Raw genomic sequence first — 14,995 nt, 5'->3', positions numbered from 1 at the left:
ACGCCGTGACCTAGAGGGTTTCATACCCCGCGTCAAGTCGCCTTGGCCTGATCGAGCACATTGGTGATGGATTTCGCCACCACGTCGATCTCGGCCAGCCCGTCGACGGTGAAAAGGTCGCCCATCGCATAGTAGTAGCCAATGAGCGGCGAGGTTTTCTTGTAGTACTCCATCAGTCGCTGCTTCAGGCTTTCGGCATTATCGTCGGCGCGGCGGCGAAGGTCGGACGATCCGCATTCGTCGCAGACGCCATCCTTCTTCGTGGGCTTGGTCTTGTCGTGATAGACCTCGCCGCAATTTCCGCAGGTGTAGCGGCCCGATATCCGGTCGACGAGCGCGTCGTCGTCGACCCGCATCTCGATCACCGCGTCGAGCCGGTGGCCCGAGCGCTGCAAGAGCTCACCCAGCGCGTCGGCCTGGGCGAGCGTGCGGGGGAAGCCGTCGAAGATGAAGCCTTTGGCGTCGGTATCCCGAAGCTTCTCATCGATGAGCCCGATCACGATTTCGTCCGTAACCAGGTCGCCGCGCGCCATTACGTCGGCGACGATCTTGCCCATCTCGGTGCCGGAATCCTTGGCCTCGCGCAGCATGTCACCGGTCGAAAGCTGCACCAGACCGCGTTCCTCGGTGAGAATTCTGGCCTGTGTCCCCTTGCCCGCCCCGGGCGGTCCGAGAAGGATGATATTGGTCATGGACTGTCCCCCAATAGCGTTTCGGGTTCTGGTTGGAACGGGAAGTATCCGATTTCAGGCAAACTTTGATTGAATTCGGATCCGAGGCAAACCCGAAACGCCCTACCTGCGGACCGGCGTCTTGCGGGACCCTGCCTTGCCGGCACTGCCGCGCTTCTTGCCGCGCAGCTGCGACTTCTCGATCAGCCCCTCGTACTGATGGGCCAGCAGATGCGACTGGATCTGGTTGATCGTATCCATCGTGACCGAAACGACGATCAGCACCGACGTGCCGCCGAAATAGAACGGAATCGCGAGCTGCGAGCGCAGGATCTCGGGCAGAAGACAGACGGCCGCTAGGTAGCCGGAGCCGACCACCAGGATGCGCGCGACGACGTAGTCGAGGTAATCGACCGTCTTGGCACCTGGCCGGATGCCCGGAATGAAGCCGCCCTGGTTCTTCAGGTTTTCCGCCACGTCGTCGGATTTGAACGAGACGTTGGCGGTGTAGAAATAGGCGAAAAAGATGATCATCGACGCGAAGAACAGAAGGTAAAGCGGCTGGCCGGGGCCGAAATAGGCGAGAACCGTCGACATGATCGGGCCGGTCTGGGCACCCGAGAAGGTCGAGATCGTGGTCGGCAGCAAGAGGAGCGACGAGGCGAAGATCGCCGGGATGACGCCCGCCGGGTTGACCTTGATCGGCAGGTGCGAGGACGAGCCGTCATAGATCTTCATGCCGACCTGGCGGCGCGGGTACTGGATGTGGATCTTTCGAAGCGCACGCTCCATGAAGACCACGAAGGCGATCACCGCGACGATCATCACGATCACGCCGATGATCGCGGGGGCCGAGATCGCGCCGATTCGGCCCTGCTCGAAGAATTGCGCGAGCGCGCCCGGCACCTCGGCGATGATGCCGACGAAGATGATGAGCGAGATGCCGTTGCCGACGCCGCGCGCGGTGATCTGCTCGCCAAGCCACATCAGGAACATCGTGCCGCCGACGAGCGTGATGACGCAGGACAGCTCGAAGAAAAGGCCGGGATCATGCGCGAGATCGCCCGCTTCGAGGCTCTTCGCAAGGCCATACGCCTGGAAGGTCGCCAGAAGCACCGTGCCGTAGCGGGTGTACTGGTTGATCTTCTTGCGCCCCTGCTCGCCTTCCTTTTTCAGCTGGTCGAGCGCGGGCACCATGGCGGTGAGAAGCTGCACGATGATCGAGGCAGAGATGTAGGGCATGATGCCGAGCGCGAAGATCCCCATCCGGCCGAGCGCGCCGCCGGTGAACATCTGAAGCATCCCGCCGATGCCCTGCGAGGCTTCCTGCATGAACTCGCGCAGCGCCTGGGCGTCGATGCCGGGCACCGGGATATAGGTGCCGAGGCGGTAGACAATCAGAAGTCCGATGGTGAAGAAGATGCGCTGGCGAAGATCGGTGGCCTTGCCGAGGGCCCCCCAGCTGATATTCGCCGCCATTTGCTCTGCAGCAGATGCCATTCCGGTCTCTCTCATGAGAGCGCCGCCAAACCGTTTTCCGGTCGGCGGCGCTTGGAAAACTCGTGCTTATGTAAGCGCCGCGAGGGCCGCCCACAACACCTTATTCGGCCGTAGCCGCCGCCGATGCCGCCGCCGTGACCGAAAGCGAGCCGCCCGCCTTCTCGACCGCGTCGATCGCGGCCTTGGAGGCGCCTGTCACAGCGAGCTTGAGCTTCGCCTTGATCTCGCCCTTGGCAAGCACGCGGATGCCGTCGAGCTTGCGGCGCACGACGCCGGCTTCAACGAGCAGGTCCTCGGTAATTTCCTTCTTCGCGTCGAGCGTGCCGGCGTCGACGAACTTCTGAAGCTGGCCGAGGTTGATCACCGCGAATTTCTTGGCGTTCGGCTTGGTGAAGCCGCGCTTCGGCAGGCGCCGGTAGAGCGGCATCTGGCCGCCCTCATAGCCGCCGAGCGCCACGCCCGACCGCGATTTCTGACCCTTGATGCCACGGCCGCCCGTCTTGCCCTTGCCCGAGCCCGGGCCGCGGCCGACGCGCTGGCGCTTCTTGGTCGCACCGGGATTGTCCCGGAGTTCATTCAGTTTCATGTCGCTTCTCCTTGGCCGGAACCGCCCCCGAAGCGAGATGGGCGGACACGGCATTTCTTGGTTTTTGACTCGGGCCCTTCAAGGCCACCGGGGGCGTATAGACGCGAAGGTGCCGCGATGCAAGCTTTCCCGTCCGCGCAAAGCGCCTTGGCATGCGCCAAGGCGCTTTGCGGTCATTCACCACCTGTAGTCCCGTTCGCAGCCGCGACTTGCCCGTCCCGTTCGCGCGCCTCAGGCGCCAGCAGGCATCGCGAATTCAGGCCGGAACCCCTCGTAGACCGGGCGGCCGTCATCGGGCTTGGGATAGCCCTTCGTGTTGTCGTAGAAGGCGTGGTAGGTGGCTTTGGGGAACTTCGCGTCGTCGTAGCCCATGATGTTCGGGACCGCGACGCGGATGCGCTTCTGCTTGTCGTCGAGCATGATCGCCGCGCCGCAGTCCTTGCAGGTGCAGAGCTCCAGCGGGCCGTTCGGATTGTCCTTGTTGAACGGCTGGCGGGCGAGCTTCTCGGGATGGTCCACCTTCAGGTCGCCGTGATTGAAGAACGCGACATGGGTCGTGTGCTGACCGGTCACGGACTTGCAGACGTTGCAGTGGCACTCATGATTGTCGATCGGTTCGGCGTCGGCATGCGTGTGAACGTGGTCGCAGCCACCCTCATATTTGTGAGACATGTATCCCCCCTGTGACAGTCGCTCATTCGGCGACAATGAATCCTGGAAATCGCACGGATACTTCTAACCGGAGGAGTTTAGCACAGGACCAGGGGGGCGCGGAAATGCCGACATAAGTAGCCGTCGGTGGAATGACTCGGCGCGGAGGAGGGCACGAAAACGCCCCGGGGCAGGCCGGGGCGTTTTCGCTTGGGCGATCCGGGCGCCTCAGTTCCGGCGCTCGCGGGTGTCGCGAAGATAGTCGGTCCAATAGGGCGCCGGATCGGCGGATCCGACCGATGTCAGCCGGGTGACGAATGCCCGCAGAACGCGGATCGTTTCGCCGATAAGCCCGGCATTACGCGTTATTTCCAACATGGCTGGCCTTTCATGGCTTCATGAGTTGCGCCACAGATAGGCCGAAGCCCGTGCCGCCACCACAGACAAACCGGAAAAGCCGGGTTGCATGGGACGCAAGGCAACCCGCTGCCATGAAACGCAAAACGCCCCGGGCGACCGGGGCGTTCCGTGGGCAAGTCACGGCCCCTCGTCGGGGCCTGTCGCTCAGCCGCGCTCTTCGACGATCTCGACGAGGTGCGGGATCTTCGCGACCATTCCGCGGACCGAGGGCGTATCCTCGAGCTCGCGCGTGCGGTTCATCTTGCCGAGGCCGAGGCCCTTCAAGGTCTGCGCCTGGATTGCCGGGCGGCGGATCGGCGAGCCGATCTGCTTCACGACGATGGTTTTCTTGGCCATGGTCCGGTCTCCTTACGCTTCAGCCGCTTCGGCGGCTTCCGCCGGCGCTTCGGCGTCGGGCTTCTTCAGGATGTCGGCCACCTTCTTGCCGCGGCGCTGCGCGACCATGCGGGGGCTCGATTCCAGCTTCAGACCGTGGATCGTGGCGCGGATCATGTTGTAGGGGTTCTGGCTGCCCAGCGATTTTGCGACGACGTCCTGAACGCCCAGCATCTCGAACACGGCGCGCATCGGACCACCGGCGATGATCCCGGTACCAGCCGGAGCCGACCGCATCACGACCCTGCCGGCGCCGTGACGCCCCTCGATGTCGTGGTGCAGCGTGCGGCCGTCGCGCAGCGGCACCCGGACCAGCGAACGCTTCGCCTGTTCGGTCGCCTTGCGGATCGCTTCCGGCACTTCCTTGGCCTTGCCCTTGCCGAAGCCGACACGGCCGCGCTGGTCACCGACCACCACGAGCGCGGCGAAACCGAAGCGCTTGCCGCCCTTCACGGTCTTCGACACGCGGTTGATCGCCACGAGGCGATCGGCGAATTCCGGGTTCTCGTCGCGCCGGTCGTCCCTACGGGGACCACGGTCCCGGCGCTGTTCTCTTTCTGCCATCAGGCATTCCTTGCATGGTGGCGCGGGCCTCGCGCCGTTACGTCCAATCCTGGTGGGCGCGGGGCCCCCGGATCATCGGGGTGGCATAGGACGCCACCCGCATTCATCAGAACTTCAAGCCGCCTTCACGGGCAGCATCGGCCAAGGCCTTGATCTTTCCGTGAAAGAGGAAGCCACCGCGATCGAAGTAGCACTGTTCGACCCCGGCTTTCTTGGCGCGCTCGGCGATCGCCTTGCCGACCTTTGTCGCCGCCTCGACGTTGTTCTTGCCGACGACGCCCAGATCCTTTTCGAGGCTGGAAGCCGACGCGAGCGTCACGCCGTTTGCGTCGTCGATCAGCTGCACGCTGATGTTCTTCGACGAACGGTGAACCGAGAGGCGCGCGCGCCCGTCGGCCTGTTTGCGAAGCTTGTTCCGGACGCGCAGGCGGCGCTTGAGGAACAGATCCCGTTTGCTGTTTGCCATCTGTCTGGTCCTTACTTCTTCTTGCCTTCCTTGCGGAAGATGTACTCGTCCTTGTACTTGATGCCCTTGCCCTTGTAGGGCTCCGGGCTACGCCATTCGCGGATATTGGCCGCGACCTGGCCGACGAGTTGTGGATCGATCCCTTCGACGACGATCTCGGTCAGCTTCGGGGTCGTGACGGTCACGCCCTCGGGAACGTCGAAGTTCACTTCGTGGCTGTATCCGAGCGACAGTTTCAGGACCTTACCCTGCATCTGCGCGCGGTAGCCGACGCCATTGATCTCGAGTTCCTTCTTGAAGCCGTTGGTCACGCCTTCGACGAGGTTCGCCACCATGGAGCGCGACATTCCCCACTGCTGGCGCGCCCGCTTCGAGGTGCCGCGCGGCTTCACCGAGATTTCGTTGCCGTCGAGCGTGATCGAGACGTCGTCGGTCGCCGTGAAGCTCAAAACGCCTTTCGGGCCTTTCACTTCCACGGTCTGGCCCGATATGGTCGCGGTGACGCTCGAGGGGACTTCTACGGGTCGCTTGCCGATACGAGACATTAAACCCTCCTCAGAACACGGTGCAGAGCACTTCGCCGCCGATATTGGCGCTCCGTGCGGCTGCATCCGACATCACGCCCTGGGGCGTGGAAACGATGGAGACACCGAGGCCCTGACGGACCGAAGGGATGTCCTTGGCACCCGAATAGACCCGGCGGCCGGGCTTCGAGACGCGCTTGAGTTCGCGGATGACCGGCGTGCCCTCGTAGTATTTCAGGCTGATTTCAAGCTCATTGTGGCCGGCGTCGGTTGTCACCTTCTCATAGCCGCGGATGTAGCCCTCGTCCTTCAGGACGTCGAGCACCCAGGCGCGGAGCTTCGAGGCCGGTGTGCGGACGGTCGACTTGCTGCGCATCTGCGCGTTCCGGATGCGGGTCAGCATATCGCCGAGAGGATCGTTCATCGACATATCTCGGTCCTCCTTACCAGCTCGACTTCACCATGCCCGGGATCTGCCCCATCGAGGCGAGATCGCGCAGCATGATGCGGCTGAGCTTGAGTTTGCGATAATAGGCGTGCGGACGACCCGTCAGCTGGCAGCGGTTGTGGATCCGCGTCGCCGAAGAGTTGCGGGGCAGCTTCGCCAGTTTCATCGAGGCCTTGAAGCGCTCTTCCATCGGCTTCGACTGGTCGTTGATGATTTCCTTCAACGCGGCGCGCCTGGCGGCATACTGCTTGACCAGCTTCGCGCGCTTCACTTCGCGGTTCACCATGGATTTCTTAGCCATATCGTCGTTCCTCCGCGATCAGCTGGTGAAGGGCATGTTGAATTGCTTCAACAGCGCCTTCGCTTCCGCGTCGGTCGGCGCGGTGGTGCAGATGATGATGTCCATGCCGAGAACTTCGTCGACCTTGTCGAAGTCGATCTCGGGGAACACGATGTGTTCCTTCAGGCCCATCGCGTAGTTGCCACGGCCATCGAACGACGAGCCCTTGACGCCGCGGAAGTCGCGGACGCGCGGCAGCGCGATCGTGATCAGCCGGTCGAGGAATTCGTACATCCGGTCGCCGCGCAGCGTCACTTTCGTGCCGAGCGGCATCTCCTCACGTACCCGGAAGCCGGCAATCGACTTCTTGGCCTTGTTGATCACCGCCTTCTGGCCGGCGATCAGGCTAAGCTCCTCGGAGGCCTGCTTGACCTTCTTGGTGTCCTTCACGGCCTCGCCGACGCCCATGTTCAGCACGATCTTCTCGAGCTTCGGGATCTGCATGTCGTTCTTATAGCCGAACTCTTCCTTGAGAGCGGCGCGAACGTTGGCCTGGTAATGCGCCTTGAGGCGCGGGGTATAGGTCTGGGTATCGAGCATCAGATCACGTCCCCCGTGGTCTTTGCGAAGCGCACCTTCTTGTAGCCGTCCATCTTGAAACCGACGCGGGTCGCCTTGCCGTTCTTGTCGAGAAGCGCGAGGTTCGACAGATCGATCGGCATCGCCTTCGGCTGGCGGCCGCCCTGGCTGTTCTGGGTCTGGCGCTGGTGGCGGATGGCGATGTTGACACCCTCGACCACGGCCTTGCCGGCCTTCGGGTCGATGGATGCAATCTCGCCTTCCTTGCCCTTGTCCTTGCCGGCAAGAACGACGACCTTGTCGCCTTTCTTAAGTTTCGCAGCCATCAGAGCACCTCCGGAGCGAGCGAGATGATCTTCATGAAGTTCTTGGCGCGCAACTCACGCACCACCGGTCCGAAGATCCGGGTGCCGACCGGCTCGCCCTGGTTCGTGAGGATCACGGCGGCGTTGCGGTCGAAGCGGATGGCGGTGCCGTCTTCGCGGCGGACTTCCTTGGCGGTGCGCACGACGACGGCCTTGCGGACGTCGCCCTTCTTCACGCGGCCGCGCGGGATGGCTTCCTTGACCGACACCACGATGATGTCGCCGACGCTGGCGTAGCGGCGGTGGGAACCCCCCAGGACCTTGATGCACTGCACCCGGCGTGCGCCGGAGTTGTCAGCGACATCCAGATTGGTCTGCATCTGGATCATTTGGTTTCTCCCGACCTTTGGGAACCTGCCTTAGTCCGCGGTCCCAGGGTTTCGATTGAACTGGCGTGGGGATCAGGCCGAAGCTTCAGCCACCACAGTCCAGCGTTTCGTCTTCGAGATCGGCGCGCATTCTTCAATACGCACGGTATCGCCGACCTTGAATTTGTTCTCCGCGTCATGGGCGCGGTATTTCTTCGACTTCCGCACGGTCTTGTGCAGCAGCGGGTGCTTGAAGCGGCGCTCGACGAGGACGGTGATCGTCTGGTCGTTCTTGTCCGAGGTCACGGTGCCTTGCAGGATACGTTTGGGCATGGGTGGTTCCTCAGTTCGCCGCCGCTTCAGCGGCTTTCTGGTTCAGGACCGTCTTGATGCGGGCAACGTCACGGCGAACCTTGCGCATGCGGGCGGTGTTCTCAAGCTGGCTGGTGGCCTGCTGGAAGCGGAGGTTGAAGGCCTCCTTCTTCAGCGCCGTCAGCTCGTCGCGGAGCTGGTCGGGCGTCTTCGCTTTCAGTTCCTGGGCGTTCATCGCCTTTTCCTTTGCAACATCACCGGAAGGCCCTCAAGACGGGTGACCCTTGGCCCGGTGGAGTCAATGATGGACATGCGAATCCCGGAGGCCCGGAATCGCAGGATGCGTCCCTATAAGGGAGGGGGTGCGGGAGGGCAAGGGAAAAGGTTGGAGGGAAGTGCAGTGAGGGCCGATCAAAGCCGAACATTTGCGTTCGCTTCAATAAGTTGCATCACACAATGGGTCAGTGCGAACGCGGAAACGTCGCTTCTAGCCAAGGGGCTACCCAGTCCAACAATCCGAGCCAGCCTCCCACGGCGAAACCAAATGCTATCAAAGGCATCGCTATGTCAAACGTGACAACCCTCAGAAAGCGCGTTCTACCAAAACCAACAAAGAGCTTGCGCCTATACCATTGCTTCACTTGGGCTTCGCATAGCATCTTGGTTTGCTCGGCTAACTGTCGAATTTCGTCCTTACATGCTTCGACGTCGCCCGCTTCGATCATGTCCTTCAATCGAAGATAGTTGCGATTGATTTGCCCGCCGTCGAAGTTCTGACGGTCCGGCTTGTTTTTCTCAAAGCGCTTGAATTCTTCTTCCATATTCGCGCTGAAGAATAGTGCGGCAACGCGCTCGAACTAATCTATCGTCCTTGCTATGCCATCCCTTTCTGATTTCACTTTCTGGTTGGTGCTCAGGTACTCATTTTTTTTTTTCAAGCAGAAGACGGCATACGAGATGAACAAATAAAGCACTGAGAGCACAAGTACAAAACTCAGAAGGTACTCGGGAACAAGGATGTCGAAACCTGCGTTCTCCAATTTTGTTAAGCGAAGCCGAAAGACCGACACCGAGACAGAGGTAAGGCAGAAGATCAGCAAAGCCGTCTGTTTTTTTCGTGTTGATGCGCTCAAGTATTCCATGTTTGGAGCCACGCTAGACCTGCTTTGAACGGGCGACAGAAGCATGTTGGACACGGTTGCATCGTGAATATTCCGATCATTCAATTTTCCCCCTCCGCCTATCAACACAAATGTGGACCCCAGGCCGGGTGACAGGACTCATTCGCTACTTACCGCGTCGGAAATAGAAACAGAGCGGGTTTCACCCCGCCACTTCAATAATATCGTCTGGCGTCGTATCCCGCCCGGCGGCAACGCCGGGCAGCGCCCGGCCCGCCCCCAGGCGGGCGCTTCTCGCCCGCCCGGGCCGGGCGCTGCCCTCATCTCTTCATCTTGCAGGTCTCGGCCCCCTCCCCCCTCCCCTCCCACGAGGGGAGGGGCGCCAGGCGTCACGGCCGGGCACAACGCGGCTCCCTCCCCCTTCGTGGAGAGAGATGCGGTGGGGGGCGCCAATGCCGACAGACCACCCCACCCTATCCGGCGATCCCCCGCACACGCGGCCAAAGGGTTAAAATCGCCCTAACGCGTCACGAATTATCGTTTATTTTCAACGCAGATGCCACGATTTCACGCGTGAAACGGCGTGAAAGAAAAGGCGCGCCCGAAGGCGCGCCTTTCCGAAACCGTTCTCTCGGGCCGGCCTTACCAGTCCTCGCGGACCACGACCCGGGTCTTGACCGGCAGCTTCATCGCGCCGAGGCGGAGCGCCTCACGGGCGACGGTATCGCTCACGCCGTCGATCTCGAACATGATCCGGCCGGGATGGACCCGTGCCGCCCAGAAATCGACGGAGCCCTTACCCTTGCCCATCCGGACCTCGGTCGGCTTCGACGAAACCGGCAGGTCCGGGAAGACGCGGATCCAGACCCGGCCCTGACGCTTCATGTGGCGGGTGATCGCGCGGCGGGCCGCCTCGATCTGCCGCGCCGTGATGCGCTCGGGCTGGGTCGCCTTGAGGCCGAAGCCGCCGAAGTTGAGCTCGTGCCCGCCCTTGGCTTCGCCGTGGATCCGGCCCTTGTGCTGTTTGCGGAACTTCGTCCGTTTCGGTTGCAGCATCTTCGTTACTCCTTACCGGGCGTCGCGGCGCGGGCCGCGCGGGTTCGGACCACGCGGGCCTGGGCCACGCGGGCTCGGACCTTCCTGGGCCTCGGCAGCCTTGCGGTCGCGGGCCTGCGGATCGTGCTCCATGATCTCGCCTTTGAAGATCCAGACCTTCACGCCGATGATCCCGTAGGGGGTCGTGGCTTCGGCGAGCGCGTAGTCGATGTCGGCGCGGAGCGTATGCAGCGGCACGCGGCCTTCGCGGTACCATTCGGTCCGCGCGATTTCCGCGCCGCCAAGGCGGCCGGCGACGTTCACGCGGATACCGAGCGCCCCCATGCGCATCGCGTTCTGCACGCCCCGCTTCATCGCGCGGCGAAACGAGACCCGGCGCTCGAGCTGCTGGGTGATCGACTCGGCCACGAGCTGCGCGTCGAGCTCGGGTTTGCGGACCTCGACGATGTTGAGGTGCAGTTCCGAGTCGGTGAAGTTTGCGAGCTTCTTGCGCAGGACCTCGATATCTGCGCCCTTCTTGCCGATGATGACACCGGGGCGGGCAGTGTGGATCGTGACGCGGCACTTCTTGTGCGGCCGTTCGATGATGACTTTCGACACACCGGCCTGCTTCGCGTAATCATGGATGAACTCGCGCATCTTGAGGTCCTCAAGAAGCAAGTTGCCGTAGTCCTTGTTGTCGGCGTACCAGCGGCTGTCCCAGGTGCGATTGACCTGGAGGCGCATGCCGATCGGGTTGACCTTCTGTCCCATTACGCTTGCTCCTCGACTTGCCGCACCTTGATGGTCAGCTCGCTGAACGGTTTCAGGATGCGGCCGAACCGGCCACGGGCGCGCGGCCGGCCGCGCTTCAGTGTCAGGTTCTTGCCGACATAGGCCTCGGCGACGACGAGATCGTCGACGTCAAGCCCGTGGTTGTTTTCGGCATTGGCGATCGCCGACTGGAGGCACTTCTTGACGTCGTCGGCGATCCGCTTCTTCGAGAAGGTGAGATCGGCGAGCGCCTTGTCGACTTTCTTGCCGCGGATGAGCGCCGCAACGAGGTTCAGCTTCTGCGGCGAGGTGCGAAGCATCTTGGCCTTGGCCATCGCCTCGTTCTCGGCCACGCGGCGCGGATTCTTTTCCTTACCCATGGCGCTTACTTCCTCTTGGCTTTCTTGTCGGCCGCGTGACCGTAATAGGTCCGCGTCGGCGAGTACTCACCGAACTTCTGGCCGATCATCTCCTCGGTCACGTTGACCGGGATGTGCTTGTGACCGTTGTAGACCCCGAAGGTGAGGCCGACGAACTGCGGCAGTATGGTGGAGCGGCGCGACCAGATCTTGATCACTTCCGACTTGCCCGATGCCTGAACCTTCTCTGCCTTCTTCAGCAGGAAGCTGTCGACGAAGGGGCCTTTCCAAACAGAACGAGCCATGGATCTAGCGCCCTTTCTTCGTGTGACGGGAACGGACGATGTACTTGTCCGAGTTCTTGTTCGACCGGGTGCGGGTGCCCTTGGTGCCCTTGCCCCACGGGGTGACCGGGTGACGGCCGCCGGAGGTGCGGCCCTCACCACCGCCATGCGGGTGGTCGATCGGGTTCATCGCGACGCCGCGAACAGTCGGGCGCACGCCCATATGCCGCTTGCGGCCCGCTTTGCCGAAGTTCTGGTTCGAATTGTCGGGGTTCGAGACCGCTCCGACGGTCGCCATGCACTCCTGGCGGACCATGCGCAGTTCGCCCGAGGACAGGCGGATCTGGGCATAGCCGCCGTCGCGGCCGACGAACTGGGCGTAGGTGCCCGCGGCCCGCGCGATCTGACCGCCCTTGCCCGGCTTCATCTCGACGTTGTGGACGATCGTGCCGATCGGCATGCCGGAAAACGGCATCGCGTTGCCAGGCTTGACGTCAGTTTTCGCGCCCGCGACGACGGTGTCGCCCACGGCAAGACGCTGCGGCGCGAGAATATAGGCCCGTTCGCCGTCCTGATACTTGACCAGCGCGATAAAGGCGGTGCGGTTCGGGTCGTATTCGATCCGTTCCACGGTCGCCGGGACGTCGAACTTGCGACGCTTGAAATCGACGATACGGTAGAGTCGCTTCGCGCCCCCACCTTTGTGCCACATCGTGACGCGCCCGGTGTTGTTCCGGCCGCCCGTCTTGGTCAGACCCTCGGTGAGGGTCTTGACCGGGCGACCTTTCCAAAGCTCCGAACGGTCGATCAGAACCAGCCCACGCTGGCCCGGCGTCGTCGGTTTGTACGACTTGAGTGCCATGCTTTCTGTCTTCCGTTGCTTTGAACCTGTCGGTCCGTTGGTTTGAGGGCCCCGTAGGTCCCCGTGGTATCAAAAACTCACGGCCCCGGAGGACGGGGCCGCGAGATTCGGCGCCTTCTATCAGAGCCCGGAGGTCACGTCGATAGTGTTGCCTTCCTCGAGGGTCACATAGGCTTTCTTCACGTCGCTCCGCACGCCGGGACGGCCGCGGAAGCGCTTGGTCTTGCCCTTGGTGACGACAGTGTTGACCGCCTTCACCTTGACGCCGAAGACCGCTTCGACCGCTTCCTTGATCTGCGGCTTGGTCGCGTCGTTCGCCACTTGGAAGACGACCGCGCCGGCCTCCGAGGCCATGGTCGCCTTCTCGGTGATCACGGGCTTGACGATCACGTCGTAATGTTCCGCTTTCACGCTCATTTCAATCGAGCCTCCAGAGCTTCGACACCCGCCTTCGTGAGCACGAGCGTGTCACGCTTGAGGATGTCATACACGTTGGCGCCCATCGAGGGCAGCACATCGATGCCCTCGATGTTCTGGGCGGCGCGGGCGAAGTTCTCGTTCACGTCGGCACCGTCGATGATGAGCACCTTCTTCCAGCCGAGTTCCTTCGCCGTCTTGGCGAGCGCCTTGGTCTTGGCGTCCTTCATCTCTAGCGAGTCGAGGATGATGAGCTGGCCGGCGCCGGCCTTGGCCGACAGGGCATGCTTGAGGCCGAGCGCCCGGAACTTCTTGGGAAGGTCATGGGCGTGGCTGCGCGGGGTCGGGCCCTTGTAGGTGCCGCCGTGACGGAAGATCGGCGCGCCACGATCACCGTGGCGCGCGCCACCGGTGCCCTTTTGGCGGTAGATCTTCTTGGTCGAGTAGCTGACCTCGGACCGGGTCTTGACGCTGTGCGTTCCGGCCTGCGCCTTCGCGCGCTGCCAGCGCACGACGCGGTGCAGGATGTCGGCGCGCGGCTCGAGCCCGAAGATCTCGTCGGAGAGATCGATCGAGCCAGCCTTCTTGGCGTCGAGCTTGATCACATCGAGTTTCATTATTTCTCTCCTTCGGGCGCGTCACCGGCATCGCCGGCTTCGGCCTCACCTTCCTCGGCGGCTGCGGCCGCTTCGGACGCGGCGAGCGCGGCCTCCTGCGCGGCGGCTTCGGCTTCAGCCGCGGCCTTGCGGGCGGCTTCTTCCTCGGCGGCGGCGGCGGCGGCGGCTTCTTCAGCGGCCTTCTTCGCGGCTTCGGCCTGCGACCGCAAAGCTGCCGGCAGGATCACGTTGTCGGGAAGCGGTTTCTTCACCGCATCCTTGATCGTCACCCAGCCACCCTTCGAACCCGGAACCGAGCCCTTGACCATGATCAGCCCGCGGTCGCTGTCGGTGCGCACGACCTGCAGGTTCTGCGTGGTCACGCGGACGGCGCCCAGATGGCCGGCCATCTTCTTGCCCTTGAACACCTTGCCGGGGTCCTGGCACTGGCCGGTCGAACCGTGCGAGCGGTGCGAGATCGACACGCCGTGCGAGGCACGCAGACCGCCGAAGTTGTGCCGCTTCATCGCGCCCGCAAAGCCCTTGCCGATCGAGGTGCCCGCGATGTCGACGAACTGGCCCTCGAAGTAATGGTCGGCCGTGATTTCCTCGCCCACGCCGATCAGGTTCTCGGGGCTCACCCGGAACTCGGCCACCTTTCGCTTCGGCTCCACCTTCGCGGCAGCGAAGTGGCCGCGCATCGCGGCGGTCGTGCGCTTGGCCTTTGCGGCGCCGGCTCCGAGCTGAACGGCGGAGTAGCCGTCCTTCTCGGCCGTGCGCTGCGCCACGACCTGCAGATTGTCCAGTTGCAGGACGGTCACCGGAACCTGCCGGCCGTCCTCGAGAAAGAGCCGGGTCATACCCAGCTTCTTTGCGATCACTCCAGAGCGCAACATCGTCAGTGCCCTCCTCAGACCTTGATTTCGACGTCGACGCCGGCGGCGAGGTCGAGCTTCATCAGCGCGTCCACCGTCTGGGGCGTCGGGTCGACGATGTCGAGAAGCCGCTTGTGGGTGCGAATCTCCCACTGGTCACGGCTCTTCTTGTCGATGTGCGGGCCACGGAGAACCGTGAACTTCTCGATCTTGTTCGGCAGCGGGATCGGCCCGCGGACCTGGGCGCCCGTGCGCTTGGCCGTGTTCACGATTTCCTGCGTGCTGGCGTCCAGTACGCGGTAATCGAAGGCCTTGAGCCGGATGCGGATGTTCTGACCAGTCATTGTCTTGCCTCTCGCGGGCTTTCGGTTGAGAGGCAGACCGGGCCTCGTGCCCGGCCTGCATCGAACCGTTCTTGTCTTACTTCAGGATTTTCGAGACGACGCCGGCGCCGACGGTGCGGCCGCCTTCGCGGATGGCGAAGCGGAGCTTCTCTTCCATCGCGATGGGCGCGATCAGCTCGACCTCGAACTTCAGGTTGTCGCCCGGCATCACCATCTCGGTGCCCTCGGGCAGCGTCACGGTGCCCGTCACGTCCGTCGTGCGGAAGTAGAACTGCGGCC

General features: G+C 62.9%; 27 protein-coding genes. All 27 read right to left on the bottom strand.

The window, feature by feature from the left end:
* Window positions 1–32: 32 nt before the first annotated feature.
* Complete coding sequence (locus tag DEA8626_RS00135) at window positions 33–692, bottom strand: adenylate kinase (protein WP_108851062.1); 660 nt, start codon at window positions 690–692, stop codon at window positions 33–35.
* A 102-nt stretch (window positions 693–794) separates the two neighbouring features.
* Entirely contained in the window at window positions 795–2,171 is a 1,377-nt protein-coding gene (secY, locus tag DEA8626_RS00130) for a preprotein translocase subunit SecY (RefSeq protein ID WP_108851061.1), read from the bottom strand.
* Between the two features lie 100 nt (window positions 2,172–2,271).
* Window positions 2,272–2,757: a 50S ribosomal protein L15 gene (gene rplO, locus DEA8626_RS00125; RefSeq protein WP_108851060.1), complete on the bottom strand. Its 486-nt coding sequence runs from the start codon at window positions 2,755–2,757 to the stop codon at window positions 2,272–2,274.
* A 231-nt stretch (window positions 2,758–2,988) separates the two neighbouring features.
* The gene (locus DEA8626_RS00120; protein WP_108851059.1) at window positions 2,989–3,429 is read right to left on the bottom strand and encodes a GFA family protein; all 441 of its coding nucleotides are present in this window, start codon (window positions 3,427–3,429) and stop codon (window positions 2,989–2,991) included.
* A gap of 207 nt (window positions 3,430–3,636) precedes the next feature.
* On the bottom strand, window positions 3,637–3,786 hold the full coding sequence (locus DEA8626_RS20925) for a hypothetical protein (protein ID WP_181366313.1): 150 nt from the start codon (window positions 3,784–3,786) through the stop codon (window positions 3,637–3,639).
* A gap of 186 nt (window positions 3,787–3,972) precedes the next feature.
* Window positions 3,973–4,164 (bottom strand): 50S ribosomal protein L30, encoded by a 192-nt coding sequence (gene rpmD / locus DEA8626_RS00115; protein ID WP_108851058.1) that lies wholly within the window; start codon window positions 4,162–4,164, stop codon window positions 3,973–3,975.
* Window positions 4,165–4,176: 12 nt separating this feature from the next.
* Window positions 4,177–4,767, bottom strand: a complete 591-nt coding sequence (gene rpsE / locus DEA8626_RS00110) for a 30S ribosomal protein S5 (protein WP_108851057.1) — start codon at window positions 4,765–4,767, stop codon at window positions 4,177–4,179.
* Window positions 4,768–4,873: 106 nt separating this feature from the next.
* The gene (gene rplR, locus DEA8626_RS00105; RefSeq protein ID WP_108851056.1) at window positions 4,874–5,233 is read right to left on the bottom strand and encodes a 50S ribosomal protein L18; all 360 of its coding nucleotides are present in this window, start codon (window positions 5,231–5,233) and stop codon (window positions 4,874–4,876) included.
* A gap of 11 nt (window positions 5,234–5,244) precedes the next feature.
* On the bottom strand, window positions 5,245–5,778 hold the full coding sequence (gene rplF / locus DEA8626_RS00100) for a 50S ribosomal protein L6 (RefSeq protein ID WP_108851055.1): 534 nt from the start codon (window positions 5,776–5,778) through the stop codon (window positions 5,245–5,247).
* A 10-nt stretch (window positions 5,779–5,788) separates the two neighbouring features.
* Window positions 5,789–6,187, bottom strand: coding sequence for a 30S ribosomal protein S8 (gene rpsH, locus DEA8626_RS00095; protein ID WP_108851054.1), 399 nt, complete (start codon window positions 6,185–6,187; stop codon window positions 5,789–5,791).
* 13 nt (window positions 6,188–6,200) lie between these two features.
* The gene (rpsN, locus tag DEA8626_RS00090; protein ID WP_108851053.1) at window positions 6,201–6,506 is read right to left on the bottom strand and encodes a 30S ribosomal protein S14; all 306 of its coding nucleotides are present in this window, start codon (window positions 6,504–6,506) and stop codon (window positions 6,201–6,203) included.
* A gap of 18 nt (window positions 6,507–6,524) precedes the next feature.
* A complete protein-coding gene (gene rplE / locus DEA8626_RS00085; RefSeq protein ID WP_108851052.1) occupies window positions 6,525–7,085 on the bottom strand; it encodes a 50S ribosomal protein L5 in 561 nt (186 codons plus the stop codon).
* Window positions 7,085–7,390 carry a 50S ribosomal protein L24 gene (rplX, locus tag DEA8626_RS00080; RefSeq protein WP_108851051.1) on the bottom strand — a complete coding sequence of 102 codons (306 nt, stop codon included), beginning with the start codon at window positions 7,388–7,390 and terminating at the stop codon, window positions 7,085–7,087. Before rplX ends, rplE begins: the two co-directional genes overlap by 1 nt.
* Complete coding sequence (gene rplN / locus DEA8626_RS00075; protein WP_108851050.1) at window positions 7,390–7,758, bottom strand: 50S ribosomal protein L14; 369 nt, start codon at window positions 7,756–7,758, stop codon at window positions 7,390–7,392. The genes rplX and rplN overlap by 1 nt, the downstream gene beginning before the upstream one ends.
* 72 nt (window positions 7,759–7,830) lie before the next feature.
* Window positions 7,831–8,070 carry a 30S ribosomal protein S17 gene (gene rpsQ, locus DEA8626_RS00070; RefSeq protein WP_108851049.1) on the bottom strand — a complete coding sequence of 80 codons (240 nt, stop codon included), beginning with the start codon at window positions 8,068–8,070 and terminating at the stop codon, window positions 7,831–7,833.
* Between the two features lie 10 nt (window positions 8,071–8,080).
* Entirely contained in the window at window positions 8,081–8,284 is a 204-nt protein-coding gene (rpmC, locus tag DEA8626_RS00065; protein ID WP_108851048.1) for a 50S ribosomal protein L29, read from the bottom strand.
* Window positions 8,285–8,510: 226 nt separating this feature from the next.
* On the bottom strand, window positions 8,511–8,870 hold the full coding sequence (locus DEA8626_RS00060) for a hypothetical protein (protein ID WP_108851047.1): 360 nt from the start codon (window positions 8,868–8,870) through the stop codon (window positions 8,511–8,513).
* A gap of 942 nt (window positions 8,871–9,812) precedes the next feature.
* Complete coding sequence (gene rplP / locus DEA8626_RS00050; protein WP_108851045.1) at window positions 9,813–10,226, bottom strand: 50S ribosomal protein L16; 414 nt, start codon at window positions 10,224–10,226, stop codon at window positions 9,813–9,815.
* A gap of 12 nt (window positions 10,227–10,238) precedes the next feature.
* Complete coding sequence (gene rpsC, locus DEA8626_RS00045) at window positions 10,239–10,979, bottom strand: 30S ribosomal protein S3 (RefSeq protein ID WP_108851044.1); 741 nt, start codon at window positions 10,977–10,979, stop codon at window positions 10,239–10,241.
* Complete coding sequence (rplV, locus tag DEA8626_RS00040) at window positions 10,979–11,359, bottom strand: 50S ribosomal protein L22 (protein WP_108851043.1); 381 nt, start codon at window positions 11,357–11,359, stop codon at window positions 10,979–10,981. The genes rpsC and rplV overlap by 1 nt, the downstream gene beginning before the upstream one ends.
* A 5-nt stretch (window positions 11,360–11,364) precedes the next feature.
* The gene (gene rpsS, locus DEA8626_RS00035; protein ID WP_108851042.1) at window positions 11,365–11,643 is read right to left on the bottom strand and encodes a 30S ribosomal protein S19; all 279 of its coding nucleotides are present in this window, start codon (window positions 11,641–11,643) and stop codon (window positions 11,365–11,367) included.
* A 4-nt stretch (window positions 11,644–11,647) separates the two neighbouring features.
* Window positions 11,648–12,484: a 50S ribosomal protein L2 gene (rplB, locus tag DEA8626_RS00030; protein ID WP_108851041.1), complete on the bottom strand. Its 837-nt coding sequence runs from the start codon at window positions 12,482–12,484 to the stop codon at window positions 11,648–11,650.
* Between the two features lie 120 nt (window positions 12,485–12,604).
* Window positions 12,605–12,901 carry a 50S ribosomal protein L23 gene (locus DEA8626_RS00025; protein WP_108851040.1) on the bottom strand — a complete coding sequence of 99 codons (297 nt, stop codon included), beginning with the start codon at window positions 12,899–12,901 and terminating at the stop codon, window positions 12,605–12,607.
* Entirely contained in the window at window positions 12,898–13,518 is a 621-nt protein-coding gene (gene rplD, locus DEA8626_RS00020; protein ID WP_108851039.1) for a 50S ribosomal protein L4, read from the bottom strand. Before rplD ends, DEA8626_RS00025 begins: the two co-directional genes overlap by 4 nt.
* Entirely contained in the window at window positions 13,518–14,393 is an 876-nt protein-coding gene (rplC, locus tag DEA8626_RS00015) for a 50S ribosomal protein L3 (RefSeq protein WP_108851038.1), read from the bottom strand. The genes rplD and rplC overlap by 1 nt, the downstream gene beginning before the upstream one ends.
* Window positions 14,394–14,407: 14 nt before the next feature.
* On the bottom strand, window positions 14,408–14,716 hold the full coding sequence (rpsJ, locus tag DEA8626_RS00010; RefSeq protein WP_036639457.1) for a 30S ribosomal protein S10: 309 nt from the start codon (window positions 14,714–14,716) through the stop codon (window positions 14,408–14,410).
* A gap of 76 nt (window positions 14,717–14,792) precedes the next feature.
* Window positions 14,793–14,995, bottom strand: a 203-nt coding sequence (locus tag DEA8626_RS00005; protein ID WP_497706964.1) for an EF-Tu C-terminal domain-related protein, incomplete at its 5' end; no start/stop codon positions are given.

The sequence above is a fragment of the Defluviimonas aquaemixtae genome (assembly GCF_900302475.1).
Taxonomy (GTDB): Bacteria; Pseudomonadota; Alphaproteobacteria; order Rhodobacterales; family Rhodobacteraceae; genus Albidovulum; species Albidovulum aquaemixtae.
This window is presented reverse-complemented; position numbering and strand designations above follow the sequence as displayed.

Coding starts and splice junctions, on each gene's coding strand:
- rplR (WP_108851056.1), bottom strand. CDS start 5,233: ATGGCAAACAGCAAACGGGATCTGTTCCTCAAGCGCCGCCTGCGCGTC.
- DEA8626_RS20925 (WP_181366313.1), bottom strand. CDS start 3,786: ATGTTGGAAATAACGCGTAATGCCGGGCTTATCGGCGAAACGATCCGC.
- rplE (WP_108851052.1), bottom strand. CDS start 7,085: ATGCTCGATACCCAGACCTATACCCCGCGCCTCAAGGCGCATTACCAG.
- rplC (WP_108851038.1), bottom strand. CDS start 14,393: ATGTTGCGCTCTGGAGTGATCGCAAAGAAGCTGGGTATGACCCGGCTC.
- DEA8626_RS00060 (WP_108851047.1), bottom strand. CDS start 8,870: ATGGAAGAAGAATTCAAGCGCTTTGAGAAAAACAAGCCGGACCGTCAG.
- rpsH (WP_108851054.1), bottom strand. CDS start 6,187: ATGTCGATGAACGATCCTCTCGGCGATATGCTGACCCGCATCCGGAAC.
- rpsE (WP_108851057.1), bottom strand. CDS start 4,767: ATGGCAGAAAGAGAACAGCGCCGGGACCGTGGTCCCCGTAGGGACGAC.
- rpmD (WP_108851058.1), bottom strand. CDS start 4,164: ATGGCCAAGAAAACCATCGTCGTGAAGCAGATCGGCTCGCCGATCCGC.
- rplP (WP_108851045.1), bottom strand. CDS start 10,226: ATGCTGCAACCGAAACGGACGAAGTTCCGCAAACAGCACAAGGGCCGG.
- DEA8626_RS00135 (WP_108851062.1), bottom strand. CDS start 692: ATGACCAATATCATCCTTCTCGGACCGCCCGGGGCGGGCAAGGGGACA.
- rplF (WP_108851055.1), bottom strand. CDS start 5,778: ATGTCTCGTATCGGCAAGCGACCCGTAGAAGTCCCCTCGAGCGTCACC.
- rplV (WP_108851043.1), bottom strand. CDS start 11,359: ATGGGTAAGGAAAAGAATCCGCGCCGCGTGGCCGAGAACGAGGCGATG.
- rplX (WP_108851051.1), bottom strand. CDS start 7,390: ATGGCTGCGAAACTTAAGAAAGGCGACAAGGTCGTCGTTCTTGCCGGC.
- rpsJ (WP_036639457.1), bottom strand. CDS start 14,716: ATGACTGGTCAGAACATCCGCATCCGGCTCAAGGCCTTCGATTACCGC.
- rpsN (WP_108851053.1), bottom strand. CDS start 6,506: ATGGCTAAGAAATCCATGGTGAACCGCGAAGTGAAGCGCGCGAAGCTG.
- DEA8626_RS00025 (WP_108851040.1), bottom strand. CDS start 12,901: ATGAGCGTGAAAGCGGAACATTACGACGTGATCGTCAAGCCCGTGATC.
- rplN (WP_108851050.1), bottom strand. CDS start 7,758: ATGATCCAGATGCAGACCAATCTGGATGTCGCTGACAACTCCGGCGCA.
- rpsC (WP_108851044.1), bottom strand. CDS start 10,979: ATGGGACAGAAGGTCAACCCGATCGGCATGCGCCTCCAGGTCAATCGC.
- rplB (WP_108851041.1), bottom strand. CDS start 12,484: ATGGCACTCAAGTCGTACAAACCGACGACGCCGGGCCAGCGTGGGCTG.
- DEA8626_RS00120 (WP_108851059.1), bottom strand. CDS start 3,429: ATGTCTCACAAATATGAGGGTGGCTGCGACCACGTTCACACGCATGCC.
- secY (WP_108851061.1), bottom strand. CDS start 2,171: ATGGCATCTGCTGCAGAGCAAATGGCGGCGAATATCAGCTGGGGGGCC.
- rplD (WP_108851039.1), bottom strand. CDS start 13,518: ATGAAACTCGATGTGATCAAGCTCGACGCCAAGAAGGCTGGCTCGATC.
- rpsQ (WP_108851049.1), bottom strand. CDS start 8,070: ATGCCCAAACGTATCCTGCAAGGCACCGTGACCTCGGACAAGAACGAC.
- rpsS (WP_108851042.1), bottom strand. CDS start 11,643: ATGGCTCGTTCTGTTTGGAAAGGCCCCTTCGTCGACAGCTTCCTGCTG.
- rpmC (WP_108851048.1), bottom strand. CDS start 8,284: ATGAACGCCCAGGAACTGAAAGCGAAGACGCCCGACCAGCTCCGCGAC.
- rplO (WP_108851060.1), bottom strand. CDS start 2,757: ATGAAACTGAATGAACTCCGGGACAATCCCGGTGCGACCAAGAAGCGC.